The following is a 17348-nucleotide window of genomic DNA, read 5'->3' on the forward strand; positions in this document are numbered from 1 at the left end:
CATCCACCAGCTGTGCCGCCGAGAACCGGCGTGCACGTCTAAAGCATCGGAGTATTTGTGTCTCTCATTGAGCTCGATCGCGTGCCCCTGCGCCGCGCCCTCATTTCCGTCTACGACAAGACCGGTCTGGAGGAGTTCGCCCGCGGCCTGCACGAGGCTGGCGTCGCGCTGGTCTCCACCGGCTCCACCGCATCAACCATCGCGGCAGCAGGCGTACCCGTCACCGAGGTCACCGAAGTGACCGGTTTCCCCGAGTGCCTCGAAGGCCGCGTGAAGACCCTGCACCCGCGCATCCACGCCGGTATTCTGGCTGACCGCCGCAAGCAGGAGCACATCGACACCCTCGAAGAGCTGGACGTTGAGGCGTTCGACCTGGTGGTTGTGAACCTGTACCCCTTCGTTGAGACCGTTTCATCCGGTGCCGATCAGGACGCCATCATCGAGAAGATCGACATTGGTGGCCCCTCCATGGTTCGCGCTGCCGCGAAGAACCACGACGCCGTCGCAATTGTGGTAGACCCCGCCGACTACGCGCGCACCGTTGAGGCCGCTAAGAACGGTGGCTTCTCCCTGGATGAGCGCCGCCGCCTTGCCGCTGGCGCATTCGCCCACACCGCCGCATACGACACCGCTGTGGCCACCTGGACTGCATCCCAGTTCCTGCAGGATGAGGACGCTAACTTCTGGCCCCCGTACGCTGGCCTGGGCTTCGAGCGCAGCGAGACCCTGCGTTACGGCGAGAACCCGCACCAGCGTGCCGCCCTGTACGTTGACCCCGCCGCTGCCCCCGGCATTGCTCAGGCGGAGCAGGTGCACGGTAAGGCGATGAGCTACAACAACTACGTTGATGCTGATGCCGCTCTGCGTGCCGCTTACGACTTCGACGAGCCGGCTGTTGCCGTTATCAAGCACAACAACCCCTGCGGTATTGCTGTGGCAACCCCCGGTGCGGCTGACCCGATTGCGGACGCTCACGCGAAGGCGCACGCTTGCGACCCGCTGTCCGCGTACGGCGGCGTGATTGCCGCTAACCGCCCGGTGACCGCCGCTATGGCTCAGACCGTCAAGGGCATCTTCACCGAGGTGATCGTGGCTCCCGGCTTCGAGCCCGAGGCGCTGGAGATCCTGCGTGAGAAGAAGAACCTGCGCCTGCTGGTTCTGCCCGAGAACTTTGCCCGCGAGGCTATCGAGTACCGCCCCATTTCCGGTGGCGCACTCTTCCAGGAGGCTGACCGCCTACAGGCTGAGGGTGACGACCCGAAGAACTGGACCCTGGTTGCCGGTGAGCCGGCTGACGAGGCAACCCTGCGTGACCTCGAGTTCGCGTGGCGTGCACTGCGTTCGCCCAAGTCCAACGCTATTCTGCTTGCCGATAACGGTGCCGCCGTGGGCATCGGCATGGGCCAGGTGAACCGCGTGGATTCCTGCAAGCTTTCGGTGGAGCGCGCGAACACTCTCGGCGGTGAAGGTAACGAGCGTGCCCGCGGTGCGGTTGCCGCATCCGACGCGTTCTTCCCCTTCGCTGACGGCCTGCAGGTGCTGCTGGACGCCGGCGTGCGTGCCGTCGTGCACCCGGGCGGTTCGATCCGCGACGAGGAAGTTATCGAGGCGGCTAAGGCTGCTGGCGTGACCATGTACCTGACCGGTACCCGCCACTTCTTCCACTAAAAATGTGTAGCGGGCTCAGCCTGCGCTGAGCTGCCCGCTGTGAGCGGGGCATTCTAGGGTGAACCTTCTGGTGAGCCTGGGATGCCCCGCTTTTTCATACTCTCCACCTGGGACATTCGTGTTGGAACATCTGCGGTGGAGCATCCGTATTGTGGGCAGTCGTATTTATAGAATTTTTGCTCTATTTTGCGCCGGATTTGCGCATGAGGGCGCGTCAACAGCGACCAGGATGCGCACGGATTGGCTAAAAGTTCGCTAGGATTAGGGTGTGCCTAAAGTCAGCGAAGAATACAAAAAGAACAGGCGTTCTCAGATTGTAGAGACCGCCCGCGAATGCTTCATCAAGCAGGGTTATCAGAAGGCTTCGATGAGCGAGATTATTGCGGCCACCGGCCTGTCTGCTGGAGCGATTTATAACCACTTCTCCTCCAAGGATGAGATTATCCTGGCGGCAGCCCGCATGGACATGGCGCCTTTCGACCGTATCCGCGCCGAACAGCCCTGGGACTACGTGTTCGGGTGCCTGAAGGTGCTGGACACCCCCAAGATTCGCCGTCACCTGCTCGTCACCTGGGGCGAGGCTGTGGCAATGCCGCAGCTGGCGACCGTGGTGTCTGAACAGCTGAGCTACCTGCGCGATCAGTCCCTGGAGCGCTACCGTGCCTGGGGAGCCGCTGAGCTGGACTTCACCGAAGAGGAGCTTGAAGAGTGGCTGACCGTTATCGGTGCCGCGGTGCTGTCGGTGCTGACCGGTTACGTGGTGCAGACCCAGCTGGTCGCTGGCGGTAAGAAGGAGAGCGCTCGCGAGGCGTACCTGGAGTACGCTTCCGCTATTCTGCGTCAGGCGTAGGGCGCACAGACCTGCGTAAACTGCCGCCAATAAGCCCGCCGGGGTGTGTTGTGCGCCCCGCGCCGGACTCGCGCAGACACCGTGAAAACTTCATCGTGATGCTTGGTAAAGCCCGTTTTCCTTCTCGAAGGAAAGCGGGCTTTACGGTATTATGAGGTGTAGCTCATATTTTTTTCATTCGGGGTTTTCAGTTGGAGGCGCCCGCCGCCTCCTGAAGAACGCCCGGCATACGCCGCGGAAACCCCGATGATGAGCGACCGAAGATAACGCAAAAACACTCCCAGGAGCGTAATGTCCGAGCAGAAGATCCTCGAGATGCCCCTCGCCGACCTCGACCCCGAGGTTGCAGAAGCCATTGAGCTGGAGCGCAAGCGCCAGCAGAACACCCTCGAGATGATTGCATCCGAGAACTTCGTCCCCCGTGCCGTCCTCGAAAGCCAGGGCTCGGTGCTGACCAACAAGTACGCTGAGGGTTACCCCGGCCGCCGCTACTACGGCGGTTGCGAATTCGTTGACATCGTTGAGTCCCTCGCTATTTCCCGCGTGAAGGAACTCTTCGGCGCTGAGCACGCAAACGTTCAGCCCCACTCCGGCGCGCAGGCGAACAACGCCGTCATGCATGCACTGCTGAACCCCGGCGACACCATCATGGGTCTGTCCCTGGCACACGGTGGCCACCTGACTCACGGCATGAAGCTGAACGTCTCCGGCAAGCTGTACCACGTCGTGGCGTACGGTGTGGACGAGTCCGGTCGCGTTGACATGGAGCAGGTGCGTGAACTGGCGCTGGCTGAGCGCCCCAAGCTGATTATCGCCGGCTGGTCCGCGTACCCCCGTCAGTTGGACTTCGCTGCGTTCCGCGCGATCGCTGACGAAATCGGCGCGTACCTGTGGGTGGACATGGCCCACTTCGCGGGCCTGGTGGCTGCAGGTCTGCACCCGAACCCCGTCCCGCACGCACACGTGGTCTCCTCCACCGTACACAAGACTCTGGGCGGTCCCCGCTCCGGCTTCATCCTCTGCACCGAGGAGCTGAAGAAGAAGATTGACTCCGCAGTGTTCCCCGGCCAGCAGGGTGGCCCGCTCATGCACGTGATTGCCGCGAAGGCTACCGCGTTCAAGGTCGCCGCATCTGACGCGTTCAAGGACCGCCAGAAGCGCACCGTTGAGGGCGCACAGATCCTGGCGAACCGCCTGCTGCAGCAGGATGTGAAGGACGCCGGCGTTTCCATCGCATCCGGCGGTACTGACGTTCACCTGGTGCTTGTTGACCTGCGCAACCACGCCCTCAACGGCAAGGAAGCAGAAGACCTGCTGCACGATGCCGGTATTACTGTCAACCGTAACGCTGTGCCGAACGACCCCCGCCCGCCGATGGTGACCTCCGGCCTGCGTATCGGTACCCCCGCGCTGGCGACCCGCGGCTTCGACGCCGAGGGCTTCACCGAGGTTGCCGACATTATCGCTTCCGTACTGCTGCCGAACCCGGACATCGCTGCGCTGCGTGCCCGCGTTGAGGCACTGTGCGCCAAGTACCCCCTCTACCAGGGCAGCGAGAACTGGTAGACCCATGAATGACCCCGTTCGCTCAACATCCCTTCGTGGGTGCTGAGCGGGCGGGGTTATTTCGCCCTCTTACTTTTTGCTGCTCTACCCGCCACATTCGTTGAGGGACGTAGCGGGGGAGTGGTACCTCTAGGGGCACACCCTAGAACCCAACACACAGACCGTCCGTTTCGGCGAACCCGCCGCAATCTATGGAAGGAAAAACAATGCCCCAGATTCTAGACGGTAACGCAACCGCCGCAGCCATCAAGGAAGAGCTGAAGGAGCGCGTCGAGGCGCTCAAGGCTAAGGGTATTACCCCCGGCCTGGGTACCGTGCTGGTCGGTGACGACCCCGCATCCCGCTCGTACGTGGGCGCTAAGCACCGCGACTGCGCAGAGATCGGTATTAACTCCATCCGTGTGGACCTGCCCGGTGACATCACTCAGGAAGAGCTCGACGCAGAGATTGACAAGCTGAACAACGACCCGGCGTGCACCAGCTACATTGTGCAGCTGCCCCTGCCCAAGCACCTGGACACCAACCGCGTGCTGGAGCGCATCGCCCCCGAGAAGGACGCTGACGGCCTGCACCCGACCAACCTCGGCAAGCTCGTGCTGAACGTTTCTGAGCCGCTGGACTCCCCGCTGCCCTGCACCCCCAACGGTGTCATTGAGCTGGTCAAGCGCCACGGCATCGACTGGAACGGTAAGAACGTTGTGGTGCTCGGCCGCGGCATTACCGTGGGTCGCCCGCTGGGTCTGCTGCTGACCCGCCGCGAGGTGAACGCAACCGCAACCCTGGCGCACACCGGTACCGAGAACCTGGACGAGGTGCTGCGCGAAGCTGACGTCATTGTTGCCGCTGTGGGTGTTCCGCACGTGCTGAAGGCTCACCAGGTCAAGGACGGCGCAATCCTGCTGGACGTTGGTGTTTCCCGCGCTGAGGACCCGGAGACCGGCAAGAAGAAGCTCTTCGGCGATGTCTCCCCGGAGGCTGCGCAGAAGGCGTCCTGGGTTTCCCCGAACCCCGGCGGTGTGGGCCCGATGACCCGCGCGGAGCTGCTGGTGAATGTGGTTGAGACCGCGGAGCGTCAGGCGGCGTAAGGCTCGCAACATTTCAGAGCTAATAACTCAAAAGGGCGGTGCCCCGGTAGAACAATCTACCGGGGCACCGCCCTTCACACTGTCATCACAAGAAAAGGCAGATGCTAGAGAATCATCTCGTAGAAGTAGGCATCAGCGAGGTACAGGGTCTCTGCGTACTCTACGGGGCTACCTTCTTCGGTGTAGCCGGTCGCGCAGACCTTGAACGCCGCCTCGCCCACGGGAACCTGGTGGTTGAACGCCTCGGCGTCGGCGTCGGTGAAGAGCGCCGCACTGGTGCGTACGCGGGCGTGCTTAATGGCGTTGGGGGTGTCGGCAAGCTGGTCTAGCGAGCTCATTGCACCAGACATCTCCGCCATCATGGCGTCCAGGATGCTGCTTGCGGCGGCCTTGACAAAGTAGGAACGCTCAAAGCCAATGACTTCGTGGTTGGCAAGACGCAGACGACGCACGAACAGCACCTGCTCGCCCACCGGCACGGATAGGTGGGTGGAGATCTCTTCGGTGGCGTCCACCCAGCGGGTCGCAATCATGCGGGTGGAGCCCTCAAAACCGCGGCGGCGCATATCGTCAACGAAGGTGTCCACGCGCGGAATGTAGGTGGCGTCGGTGCGCTCGGCAACGTAGGTGCCGGAACCCTGCACGTTGTAGAGCAGACCGCGTTCAATCAGAACCTTCAGGGCGCTACGAACCGTCTGGCGGCTCACCCCAAAGTTCTGCTGAATCATGCGTTCGGTGGGTAGCTTATCGCCGGGCTTGCCGGGAATAATGTAGCGCTGCTCAATGTAGTGGATGACCTGCTCGTACTTCGGGCCGGGAATCGGGGGTAGCTCGTAGCGGCTCTCAGCGTTGTGAGCGGTACTTTCGGATGCGGTGGTGCCCGCAGAATGTGAGGGGGCACCGTGGTCGGTGGTATGTGAGGAGTGTGAATTCATCACCCAATAGTTTACCGTTCAGCCAGAGAAAAAACGCGCACGAGTGAAAATTTCTCTTCCCTCAAACTGGCATAATTAAGACTATGCATTTTTCTAACACCCCTGCACCGCGCCCGAGCGGTCTGCTTCGCGTGGCGAGCGTGAATGTGAACGGTATCCGCGCCGCCTATAAGAAGGATATGGCGGCGTGGTTGGCGAGCCGTGACATCGACATTCTCTGCCTGCAGGAGGTGCGCGCCCCCGACGCTATCGTGCGTGAGCTGCTGGACGAATCCCAGTGGCATATTCTGCACGCGGAGGCTGCCGCGAAGGGCCGTGCGGGCGTGCTGGTGGCGACCCGCCGCACCCCGAACTCGGCCGGTGAAGTTCTGGAGAACCAGCCGGTGGCGACCCGCTCGAATATTGGCGAAGAGTACTTTGACGATTCGGGCCGCTGGGTTGAGGCGGACTACGTTCTGCCCAACGGTAAGACCCTGACCGTTGTCAGCGCCTACGTTCACTCCGGCGAGGTCGGTACCCAGAAGCAGGACGATAAGTACCGCTTCCTGGAGCGCATGCTGGTGCGCATGCCTGAGCTGGCAAAGCACTCGGACCACGTGCTCATCGTGGGCGATTTGAACGTGGGCCACACCGAGCTGGACATTAAGAACTGGAAGGCTAACCAGAAGCGTGCCGGCTTCCTGCCGGAGGAACGCGCCTACTTTGACCGCTTCTTCGGCGATATCGGCTACCGCGATGTGGCTCGTGAGCTGGCGGGTCAGGTGCCCGGCCCCTACACCTGGTGGTCTTACCGCGGCAAGGCGTTCGATAATGACGCAGGCTGGCGTATCGACTACCACATGGCGACCCCGGCGCTCGCCGAAAGCGCCGTGGAAGCGGTCGTGGACCGCGCGGCAAGCTACGACGAGCGTTTCAGCGATCACGCGCCGCTCGTGGTTGACTACCGCATCGGTGAGTAAGACGCGGACCCACCTACAGATAAGTTTTTGAAGATGTGCTGCACCGTCCGCAGCACCGCACAGGAAGAACTGCACAGGAAATAACTATGGCAGACGAAAAGAAGCAGGATAAGTCCCTCATCCCTAACGCCTCTCAGCAGAAGGCACGTATCTACTCGGGTGCGCAGCCGTCGGCTGATTCGATGCACCTGGGTAACTACATTGGTGCTGTGAACAACTGGGTGGCGTTGCAGGACGACCCGAATAACGAATGTCTGTTCTTTATCCCGGATATGCACGCCATCACCGTTCCTCAGAACCCCGAGGAGCTGCGTGAGCGTACCCGCCTGACCGCGGCGCAGTATATCGCCTCCGGCATTGACCCGACCCGCACCCCGCTGTTCGTGCAGTCGCACGTGCCCGAGCACGCCCAGCTGGCGTGGGTTCTGAACTGCTTCACCGGCTTCGGCGAGGCCTCCCGTATGACCCAGTTCAAGGACAAGTCCCAGAAGCAGGGCGCCGAGAACGCCTCCGTGGGCCTGTTCACCTACCCGATTCTGATGGCCGCCGACATCCTGCTCTACCAGGTGGACGGCGTGCCCGTGGGCGAGGATCAGCGTCAGCACCTGGAGCTGACCCGTAACCTGGCTCAGCGCTTCAACTCCCGTTTCGGTGAGACCTTTGTGGTGCCCGATCCGGTGATTCTGAAGGAAACCGCTAAGATTTACGACCTGCAGGACCCGACCTCGAAGATGTCCAAGTCCGCGGCATCCGATAAGGGCCTGATTAAGCTTCTGGACACCCCCAAGACAACCCAGAAGAAGATTAAGTCCGCCGTGACCGATGACGGCTCCCTCATCGCCTACGACCGCGAGGCTAAGCCCGGCGTCTCCAACCTGCTCTCCATCTACTCGGCAATGACCGGCGAGAGCATCGACGAGATCGTGGCACGCTACGAGGGCAAGATGTACGGCCACCTGAAGGTCGACCTTGCCGATATTGTGGTGGAGCGCCTCACCCCGGTGCGTGAGCGTACCCTCGAGCTGATGGACGACCCCGCCGAGCTGGACCGCCTGCTGGCTGTGGGCGCATCCGCTGCCCGCGAGATCGCTACCGTCACCATTGAGAACGTGTACAAGAAGGTTGGCTTCCTGCCTGCCGCCGCAATCTAGCGCGCTGTTCAGCCTGCCCGGCTGAGACGCCGCATTACCTGCACGATTGAGATGACAGCACAAGAGAACTCTTCGAGCCCCACGACGGCTCCTGTATCCCCGACCCTGAAACCCGGTCGCCGCTACCTGAGCGTTATTGCGCACGTGAGCGGTGAGAATGTTCAGCGCCTGGAAGAGTGGAAGCGCGCGGTAGCCGGTGGTGCGGTGGCGCCTATCAGCACCCACGTGACCGTGTACCTGACGGAGCTGAACGAGTCTCTAATGGCTGAGGTGCACTCCCCGCAGTTCCGCGAGGCGCTGGACACGCCGCGTTTTGAGGCGCGCTGGGGTTCGGTACACTCCTTCCGCCCGGTCACCGAGGTGGAGTACCTGAACCTGGAGGCGGGTAGGGCCGAGTTCGAGCAGATTCACCAGAAGCTGGTTGAGCTATTCGGTGCCGGTGCGGCATCCTTCCCCTATGTGCCGCACGTGACCCTGGGTCACGGGCTCACGGAAGAGCAGGTGGCGAACGCCCGTGAGGTGTTTGATGCTCTGCCCGCCGAGCAACGCACCTTCACCGTGGATCACCTGCACTGCTACTCCTACGACGGGCAGAACTGGGAAGAGATTGGGGTTCTGCCGCTGCGTTAGTGGCTGGCGCATAAACCCGGCATACGTAAAGAGAGATGCGACCGATAGGTTATCGGTCGCATCTCTCTTTATGCTTTCACTAGGTTTATCTCAGCGTGAGATCCCTAGTGGGAGTGGCCCTCGTGAGCCTCGCCAGACTCGTGCGCATCAGCGGAAGCCGAGGAGGAAGCAGCGCCGTGTGCCTCAGCCTCAACCGGTGCAGCGTTCGAGGAAGAGACACCCAGAATCTCGTTCGGGGTCTTCGGAAGCTCCACGCTCATCAGCTCCTTCGGCGCTGCCGGGTTCGACAGAGATACCGCAATGAGCTTCTTGGTCGCCGGGTCGGTCACGTAGGCGGTCTTACCGTCCACCCACAGTGCCGGACGCTCATCCTGCCACGTCTCAGACTCGGTCCACGCCTCCATTAGCTGTACGGATCCCAGCTCAGTGCCGGTTGCCGGATCGAAGACGCGCAGCTTACCGTCGGTGGTCAGCAGCAGCGCCTCACCCTGGGGACCGCGAGCCAGCGAACGGAAGGTGTAGCTCACGCCAGAAGGCAGGGAGTAGACGGTGCGAGTTGCCGCAACGGTGTCGATAATGGAGAACTTCTCGGGGCGCTCCAGCTTGGCGTCCTTGTCGGTCTTGTAGTCCGCCAGAACGTACTGGGAGTCAGCCTTACCGGCCTGGTTGCCGGAACGCGAGTACGGGTCCTCGGGGTTGGTGATCTTGGTGAACTTGCCGTCCTTGTAGACCAGCGCGCCGTCGGTGCAGCCGATGGAGAACGCGCCGTCCTTAGCGATGGCTTCACCGTGAACGCCGGGGCAGGCGGGGCTCTCGGTGACGGTCTTGCCCTGCGCATCCACAACAGCGGCGCCGGTGCGGGTCTTCGAGTCGCCGACCGCTACCAGGTACTGGTCATTGGGCAGCGGGATTGCGAAGCCGTGGTGAGGCTTCGGCAGGGTGACGGTCGTGGTCTCCAGGGAGGAGGCGGTGCGCTTGTCATGGGTCAGCTTCGCCGGATCGTACACGGCGAAGGAGCCGGTGCCGTCAGCGAATGCCGCGACCTTGCCGTTGTCCTTGATGACGTGACCGGTGTGGTCAGCCGCCAGAGACAGCGAAGACAGCGACGGGGAAGTGGTGTAGTAGTGCGAGTGGTCGCCGTGCGCTACGGACCATACGCCGGTGTCCAGGAAGGTGTAGCTGTTGCCGTCTGCAACGACGAGGTGGCGGTTATCGCCAGCGTCAGAGAGGCGCAGGAAGCCTTCCTTGGGGATGTCTGCGAGCAGCTTCATGTCCTTGGCGTCGTAAACGAGCACGCCGCCGTCGTAGGTGATGGCAACGCGGCTTGCCGCGCCCTTGCCTTCGGTGATGGATGCGGGGGTAGCGCTCGCGGAGGTGGAGGCGCTGGGGCTGGTCTGGGCGTTCTGGGTGGTCTGGGAGCCGCATGCGGTCAGGGCGAGTGCGGCTACTGCGCCGAGTGCGCCGGCACGGGTGAGGAAAAACTTACGGGTCATGTGCATGCACCAAGATTAACATGAGAATGGTTCTCTATAGTGGTTGATCCTTGGCTCGTATCAGAGTCTGGAAGCGCAACCCACGCCGGGTGCGTAAGGCATTCCGAACCCCGCCCAGCCGCAGGGAGCATCCTTCCGCGCCCCACTAGGCAAAAGCCCTGAAACCGCCCGCAAAATGACCCATTAGGGCAAAAGAAAACCGGCTCCCTTCCGAAAAGAAGAGAGCCGATTTCTAGAGGTATCTTTTGCTCGAGTAAGGCTCATGTACCTGCTCAGGGCCAGAATTTAGAGGAGGTTGTTCAGGCCTCGTGCCTTGACCTCGCCCACAGCATCCTTGACGGCCTGTGCCTTGGAGCGCGGAGCGACCAGCAGAGCATCGGGGGTATCCACCACAACGATGTCGTCGAGGCCAATGATAGAGATCTTACGCTCGGTGTTTGCAACAACGATGCCGGAGCAACCGTGGTTAATCACGTTATCCTTCTCGCCGAGGATAGTCAGCTCTTCGCCGCTCTTCTCGGTGTTCAGGCGTGCCACGGCGTCGAAGTCTCCAACGTCGTCCCAGCTGAAGGAGCCGGGAACCATTGCGACGTCACCCGCTGCCGCTGCGGGCTCAGCCACAGCGTAGTCGATAGCGGTCTTCGGCAGGGTCTCCCACACGCGGTCCATAACAGCCTCACGCTCGGGGGTGTCCCAAGCATTAGCGATCTCCATAATGCCTGCGTATAGCTCGGGCTCGTTCGCCTCGAGGTGCTTGAGCATCAGGGCTGCCGGCGCCACGAACATGCCTGCGTTCCAGGTGTACTCACCGGAATCCAGGTACTTCTGTGCGGTAGCGGTGTCCGGCTTTTCCACGAAGGTGTCCACGGCGTGAGCATTGGGAGCGCCTTCGATGCCCAGGGACTCGCTGGCGTGAATGTAGCCAAACGCGCTGGAGGGCTCGGTGGGAGTAATGCCGATGGTGACAATCTTGCCGGTTGCCGCGGTGATGACAGCTTCGGTCACCACACGGTGGAACTCGTCCACCGGGCTGATCACGTGGTCAGCTGCGAAGGAGCCGATGATGGCGTCCGGTTCGCGGCGGTGGATGATAGCGCAAGCCAGGCCGATAGCTGCAGCCGAATCCTTGGGGGAGGGCTCCAGTACCAGGTCAGCGGCACGCAGTTCAGGAATCTGCTGGGTAACCGCATTGGCGTGCGAAGTGCCGGTAACTACCATGACGGAACCGTTGCTGAGATCGATGAGACGGTCGTAGGTGTCACGCAACAGGGAATTGCCCGACGAGGTGAGGTCGAGTAGGAATTTCGGGGCGTGCGCGCGGGATAGGGGCCACAAACGCGAGCCAACACCGCCGGCGGGAATGAGCGGGCGGAATCGAGTGAGTGCAGTATTCATCGCTTCAAGAATAGCGGGTGAATTTGTCATATATCGAATTCTTTTAGGTTTTAACAAAAAAGTGTCAGGCGGCTCTCATTTAGGCGATGTTTGAGGTTAGGTTAAGGTAAGTTCCCCACAAACACGGGGAAGTAGGCGATATGGTAATAAAAACATGCCCTAATTCACTTTTAGAACCTGTAAAAATTCCCTAAACAGGGTGTCAATAAGCTGTGAATTTACCTGATATCTTGGAAGTAACAGACGAACAAAAGCAGTCGGTGAGCACACAGCTGTGCCCGGAAGCTGAGGGTCACAATGACCCCTCAGAACCCGGAAGCTCGCCGTCGCAGCAGGAGGTTATTCAGTGTTGAATGGTTCTAAAGGAACCCTCTACCGCGGCCGCTGGGGCATGTGGTCCTGGGTTGCTCATCGCATTACCGGTATCGCGATTTTCTTCTTCCTTCTTGTACACATCCTGGATACTGCCGTCGTGCGTATCTCCCCGGAGGCCTACAACGGCGTACTGAGCCTGTACAAGAACCCCATCATGGGTCTGGGTGAGACCGCGCTTGTCGCCGCCATCGTCTACCACGCGTTCAACGGTATCCGCATTATCCTCATTGACTTCTGGGGTAAGGCAACCAACTCACACGTGGAGCACATCCAGGCGAAGAACAAGGACGGCAACGTCGAAATCAGCCAGAAGGCAACTTACACGCACATCAAGATTCTCTGGGTTGTGCTTTTCCTCTGGGCAATCACCGTTGCTGGCTTCGCAGCACGTCACCTGCCGATCGTTTTCTCGCACATGGGAGGTCACTAAACTATGGCTACTCCGCTTAAGCCCCGCACCTATGTACCCCGTCTGCGTGACAACCGCATCGACGGTGTGAAGTACAACCGCTCCTCCTCCAAGCGCAACAACTTTGAGATGTTCGCTTGGCTCGGTATGCGCCTGTCCGGCGTCGTACTCGTCGTGCTGATTTTCGGCCACCTGTTCTCCAACCTCATGGTCGGCGACGGCATCCACGCCATCGACTTCGGCTTCGTGGGCGGCAAGTGGGCGAACCCCTTCTGGCAGGTTTGGGATCTGCTGCTGCTCTGGCTGGCTATGCTGCACGGTGCTAACGGTATCCGCGTCATCATCGATGACTACGCAGAGAAGGACCGCCTGCGCGCTTGGTTGAAGATCATCCTCTTCGCAGCATGCGCATTCGTCCTGCTCATTGGTACCCTCACCATCTTCGCGTTCGACCCCTGCCCCTCCGGCGCAGCGGCTGAACTGCTCCCCAGCTTCTGCTCGGCACGCTAACGGCGACGTATCCGAGACAAACGAAAACATCTAAAACACAGAAAGAACATCATGCAGGTACATAAGTACGATGTAGTGATCGTCGGTGCCGGTGGCGCAGGTATGCGTGCCGCCATTGAGGCCGGCCAGCGAGTTCGCACCGCGGTACTGACCAAGCTATACCCCACCCGCTCCCACACCGGTGCGGCACAGGGTGGCATGTGCGCCGCTCTGGCTAACGTTGAAGAGGACAACTGGGAGTGGCACACCTTTGACACCGTCAAGGGTGGCGACTACCTGGTCGACCAGGACGCAGCAGAAATCATGGCTAAGGAAGCTATTGACGCTGTGCTCGACCTGGAAAAGATGGGTCTTCCCTTCAACCGAACCCCCGAAGGCCGCATCGACCAGCGCCGCTTCGGCGGTCACACCCGTGACCACGGTAAGGCTGCTGTGCGCCGCGCATGCTACGCAGCTGACCGTACCGGCCACATGATTCTGCAGACCCTCTACCAGAACTGCGTTCGCCACAATGTGGAGTTCTACAACGAGTTCTACGTGCTCGACCTGATTCTGGTCAAGGACGAAGAGGGCAAGCCCCGCCCCGCCGGTGTCGTCTCCTACGACCTGGCAACCGGTGAGGTCCACGTTTTCCAGGCTAAGTCCGTGATCTTCGCATCCGGCGGTTGCGGCAAGATCTTCAAGACCACCTCCAACGCCCACACCCTCACCGGCGACGGCATGGCCATCGCACTGCGTGCAGGCCTGCCCCTGGAGGACATGGAATTCGTTCAGTTCCACCCGACCGGCCTGGCTGGCCTGGGCATTCTCGTCACCGAGGGTGCTCGTGGTGAAGGCGGTATTCTCCGTAACGCTGACGGTGAGCGCTTCATGGAGCGCTACGCACCCACCATTAAGGACCTCGCACCCCGCGATATCGTGGCACGTGCAATGGCAAACGAGGTGCGCGAAGGCCGCGGCTGCGGTCCCCACAAGGACTACGTGCTGCTGGACCTGACCCACCTGGAGCCCTCGCACATCGACGAGAAGCTGCCGGACATCACCGAGTTCGCTCGTACCTACCTGGCAGTGGAACCGCACCACCAGCCCATCCCGGTGTTCCCCACCGCGCACTACGCAATGGGCGGTATCCCCACCAACAACGAGACCGAGGTTTACCGCAACAGCGAAGAGACCATCCCCGGCCTCTACGCAGCTGGTGAGGTTGCTTGTGTGTCCGTCCACGGTGCAAACCGTCTGGGCACCAACTCCCTGCTGGACATCAACGTGTTCGGTAAGCGTGCAGGCCGCAAGGCAGCAGAGTACGCAGCATCCGCTGAGTTCGTACCGGTTCCGGACGACGCAGCAGATCGCGTTCTCAACATGCTCAACGGCATCCTCGAAGGCAAGGGCACCGAGAAGGTCGGCGCTATCCGCGCAGACCTGCAGAAGGCTATGGAAGCTGACATGCAGGTGTTCCGTACCGACGAGACCATCCGCGCAGCACTGGCAACCATCGCTGAATTGGAAGAGCGTTACAAGAACATCTCCATCCAGGACAAGGGCAAGCGCTTCAACCTCGACCTGCTTGAGGCTGTTGAGCTTGGCTTCCTGATTGAGCTGGCAAAGGTCATGTCCGTTGGCGCGCTGCACCGTAAGGAATCCCGTGGTGGTCACTACCGCGAGGACTTCCCCAAGCGTGACGATGTCAACTTCATGAAGCACTCGATGGTCTACCTCGACCCCGAATCCGAGTTTGAGGGTGTCAAGGGCCTGCGATTCGAAACCAAGCCCGTTGTCTACACCCGCTACGAGCCGAAGGAGCGTAAGTACTAAAATGGCTGAAAACGAACTCCCCGAACCGGAATCCGTCAAGCTGTTTGAGGGTATGACCGGCGGCGACTCCGACTCCATCCCCACGTACGATGTGGTCATCAAGATTCGTCGCTACAACCCGGAAGTTTCCTCCGAGGCGTACTGGGATGAATTCCCGCTGACCATGTACCGCACCGACCGCGTGCTGGATGCTCTGCACAAGATTAAGTGGGAAGTAGACGGCTCCGTCTCCTTCCGCCGCTCCTGTGCACACGGCATCTGCGGTTCGGACGCGATGCGCATCAACGGCCGTAACCGCCTGGCTTGCAAGACCCTGCTGAAGGACCTTGACCTGTCCAAGCCGATTACCGTTGAGCCCATCAAGGGTCTGCCCTGCGAGAAGGACCTCATCGTTGACATGGAGCCCTTCTTCCAGGCATACCGCGAAATCATGCCGTTCTTCATCAACGACTCGAACGAGCCTGAGCGTGAGCGCCTGCAGACCATTGAGGACCGTGCACGTTTCGATGACACCACCAAGTGCATCCTCTGTGCAGCATGTACCTCGTCCTGCCCGGTCTTCTGGACCGACGGTCAGTACTTCGGCCCCTCCGCTATCGTGAACGCACACCGCTTCATCTTCGACTCGCGCGATGATGCAGGCGACCTGCGTCTGGAGATCCTCAACGACAAGGAAGGCGTATGGCGTTGCCGTACCACCTTCAACTGCACCGAGGCTTGCCCCCGTGGCATCCAGATCACCAAGGCTATTGCCGAGGTGAAGCAGGCAATCCTGAGCCGCTCGCTCTAATCTGAGTACGCGGTATCAGCTGATACAGCATTGACGATTCAAGCCGTCACCCACACCGGGTGGCGGCTTGAATTGTTTGACAGAAAAAGTCTGATGGAAATGATGGCACAGAGCATTTTCAGGGGCTTCGGCGTGCACAAAAACTCTTCACAATCTGTCATAAAGTCATAGATATTCTCGAGGGCTGTCAGAAAGGGGGAGCGGGTAGGTAAACCCCGGCGGGCGGCGTTATTCTACTGTGTATGGTTTTCGCTAATTCTCGCTACGATTTGTCCACCCCTGTCTTCGACGACTGGGTGGAGCGCATGATGGGTACCCTCGTGCAGTTCCGCCGCGAAGTGCACGCCAACCCGGAGCTTTCCTTCCGTGAAGTGGCGACCACTGAGCGCCTCATGAATCGACTGCGAGAAGCCGGCATGAACCCCGTTGCTTGCGAAGGTACCGGCTGCTACGTAGATATCGGGAGCGGCCCCTTCGCTGTGGCTCTGCGCGCCGATATTGACGCTCTGCCCATTGTTGAGCAGACCGACCTGCCCTATGCTTCTACCGTGCCCGGCGTGATGCACGCCTGCGGTCACGATATTCACCAGACCGTCATGCTCGGTGTGGCGCTGGCACTGCACGAGCTGAACGAGAAGACCCCGCTGGGCCGTAGCGTCCGTATTCTCTTCCAGCCCGCTGAGGAGCAGTTGCCCGGCGGTGCGGTGCAGATGATTTCGCAGGGTCTACTCAAGGATATTCCGCGTGCTTTCGCTCTGCACTGTGACCCGAAGGTGGACCTGGGCCAGATCGGTACCCGCATCGGTGCGATTACCAGCGCCTCGGATACCGTGAAAATTCATCTGAGCGGTCACGGCGGCCACACTTCTCGCCCGCATCTGACTGAGGACCTCATCTATGCGATGAGCCAGATTGCTGTGCAGGTTCCCGCCGTGCTAACCCGCCGCACCGACGTTCGTTCGGGTGTGCTGGTGGCATGGGGTCAGGTCAGTGCTGGCGTTGCCCCCAACGCTATTCCCGCCGAGGGCTACCTGGCGGGTACCATGCGTTGCCTGGACGTTGAGGTTTGGCGCCAGGCAGGCAACCTGCTGGACGAAGTGATCGAGCAGGTCGCTGTACCCTTCGGCGTGAAGGCGCGGGTGGAGCACATCCGCGGCGTACCCCCGGTCGTGAACACCGATCTGGAAACCACCATGCTCGAGAACGCAGCCCGCGCCGAGCTGGGCGAGGACTCCATCGTGCTGGTCGAGCAGTCCATGGGTGGCGAAGACTTCGCGTGGATGCTGCAGGAAGTTCCCGGTTCCATGTTCCGCCTGGGTACCCGTGCCCCCGGCGACCCCACCTATGATCTGCATCAGGGCGATTACGCCCCGAGCGAGCAGGCAATCGGCATTGGTGTGCGCGTCATGGCGGCAACTGCCCTGCGCGCCGTCCGCTTTGAACTGGCGAAGGCTGCGAAGGCTGCGAACCCCATCCGCGATGAGGCGCGCTAAAGAGCCACTCGAAAGCTTATGAGTCAGGCGTAAAGACGCGACTATTTCGCCACATCAAGCCTTGAAAGCTGTACAAGTTTCACCCCGTCACCTCTCACCGAGTAGCGGGGTGAAACTCTATGCACACGATAGAATTAAAAGGATTATGAGGACATCTGCGTCATGTTCCCGACTCCGTGCCCACACACCTGCGGGGGTTGAAGGAGATGGCGCACCATCACACG

At 60.8% G+C, this 17348-nt stretch carries 15 protein-coding genes; 12 read left to right on the plus strand and 3 right to left on the minus strand.

Annotated features, from left to right (window positions below; genetic code table 11):
- Positions 1-57: 57 nt before the first annotated feature.
- The 4 genes from purH to HMPREF2919_RS07685 all read left to right on the plus strand — a co-directional run bounded on the left by purH (position 58) and on the right by HMPREF2919_RS07685 (position 5169).
- Positions 58-1668 carry a bifunctional phosphoribosylaminoimidazolecarboxamide formyltransferase/IMP cyclohydrolase gene (gene purH / locus HMPREF2919_RS07670; protein WP_049352144.1) on the plus strand — a complete coding sequence of 537 codons (1611 nt, stop codon included), beginning with the start codon at positions 58-60 and terminating at the stop codon, positions 1666-1668.
- Positions 1669-1936: 268 nt separating this feature from the next.
- A complete protein-coding gene (locus HMPREF2919_RS07675; RefSeq protein ID WP_049341495.1) occupies positions 1937-2518 on the plus strand; it encodes a TetR/AcrR family transcriptional regulator in 582 nt (193 codons plus the stop codon).
- Between the two features lie 291 nt (positions 2519-2809).
- The gene (gene glyA / locus HMPREF2919_RS07680; protein WP_049352142.1) at positions 2810-4084 is read left to right on the plus strand and encodes a serine hydroxymethyltransferase; all 1275 of its coding nucleotides are present in this window, start codon (positions 2810-2812) and stop codon (positions 4082-4084) included.
- A gap of 206 nt (positions 4085-4290) precedes the next feature.
- The gene (locus tag HMPREF2919_RS07685) at positions 4291-5169 is read left to right on the plus strand and encodes a bifunctional methylenetetrahydrofolate dehydrogenase/methenyltetrahydrofolate cyclohydrolase (protein WP_005508973.1); all 879 of its coding nucleotides are present in this window, start codon (positions 4291-4293) and stop codon (positions 5167-5169) included.
- Between the two features lie 104 nt (positions 5170-5273).
- Here the strand turns inward: HMPREF2919_RS07685 and HMPREF2919_RS07690 are convergent, their stop codons facing one another.
- Entirely contained in the window at positions 5274-6107 is an 834-nt protein-coding gene (locus HMPREF2919_RS07690) for a GntR family transcriptional regulator (protein ID WP_049352140.1), read from the minus strand.
- Between the two features lie 80 nt (positions 6108-6187).
- On the opposite strand from HMPREF2919_RS07690, the gene HMPREF2919_RS07695 reads away from it, so the two are divergent.
- From HMPREF2919_RS07695 to HMPREF2919_RS07705, 3 genes are all read left to right on the plus strand, one after another.
- Positions 6188-7063, plus strand: coding sequence for an exodeoxyribonuclease III (locus HMPREF2919_RS07695; protein WP_005506814.1), 876 nt, complete (start codon positions 6188-6190; stop codon positions 7061-7063).
- An 86-nt stretch (positions 7064-7149) separates the two neighbouring features.
- Positions 7150-8214 (plus strand): tryptophan--tRNA ligase, encoded by a 1065-nt coding sequence (gene trpS / locus HMPREF2919_RS07700; protein WP_049350033.1) that lies wholly within the window; start codon positions 7150-7152, stop codon positions 8212-8214.
- A 51-nt stretch (positions 8215-8265) separates the two neighbouring features.
- Complete coding sequence (locus tag HMPREF2919_RS07705) at positions 8266-8844, plus strand: 2'-5' RNA ligase family protein (RefSeq protein WP_012904086.1); 579 nt, start codon at positions 8266-8268, stop codon at positions 8842-8844.
- Between the two features lie 104 nt (positions 8845-8948).
- Here HMPREF2919_RS07705 and HMPREF2919_RS07710 read toward each other — a convergent pair whose 3' ends face one another.
- Together HMPREF2919_RS07710 and HMPREF2919_RS07715 are read right to left on the minus strand one after the other, a co-directional pair.
- Complete coding sequence (locus HMPREF2919_RS07710) at positions 8949-10343, minus strand: hypothetical protein (protein WP_049352137.1); 1395 nt, start codon at positions 10341-10343, stop codon at positions 8949-8951.
- A 279-nt stretch (positions 10344-10622) separates the two neighbouring features.
- On the minus strand, positions 10623-11732 hold the full coding sequence (locus HMPREF2919_RS07715; protein WP_049356077.1) for a mannose-1-phosphate guanylyltransferase: 1110 nt from the start codon (positions 11730-11732) through the stop codon (positions 10623-10625).
- Between the two features lie 346 nt (positions 11733-12078).
- Here HMPREF2919_RS07715 and sdhC point away from each other — a divergent pair, with 346 nt between their 5' ends.
- From sdhC to HMPREF2919_RS07740, 5 genes are all read left to right on the plus strand, one after another.
- Positions 12079-12537, plus strand: coding sequence for a succinate dehydrogenase, cytochrome b556 subunit (gene sdhC / locus HMPREF2919_RS07720; protein WP_005506819.1), 459 nt, complete (start codon positions 12079-12081; stop codon positions 12535-12537).
- Positions 12538-12540: 3 nt separating this feature from the next.
- Positions 12541-13026 (plus strand): succinate dehydrogenase hydrophobic membrane anchor subunit, encoded by a 486-nt coding sequence (locus HMPREF2919_RS07725; protein WP_049327899.1) that lies wholly within the window; start codon positions 12541-12543, stop codon positions 13024-13026.
- 51 nt (positions 13027-13077) lie between these two features.
- Positions 13078-14841 (plus strand): succinate dehydrogenase flavoprotein subunit, encoded by a 1764-nt coding sequence (gene sdhA, locus HMPREF2919_RS07730; RefSeq protein WP_049350037.1) that lies wholly within the window; start codon positions 13078-13080, stop codon positions 14839-14841.
- A gap of 1 nt (position 14842) precedes the next feature.
- On the plus strand, positions 14843-15631 hold the full coding sequence (locus tag HMPREF2919_RS07735) for a succinate dehydrogenase iron-sulfur subunit (protein ID WP_005506828.1): 789 nt from the start codon (positions 14843-14845) through the stop codon (positions 15629-15631).
- A gap of 242 nt (positions 15632-15873) precedes the next feature.
- Complete coding sequence (locus HMPREF2919_RS07740) at positions 15874-17124, plus strand: amidohydrolase (RefSeq protein WP_049346821.1); 1251 nt, start codon at positions 15874-15876, stop codon at positions 17122-17124.
- Positions 17125-17348: the final 224 nt, after the last annotated feature.

This window comes from Rothia sp. HMSC068E02, from assembly GCF_001813565.1.
Taxonomy (GTDB): Bacteria; Actinomycetota; Actinomycetes; order Actinomycetales; family Micrococcaceae; genus Rothia.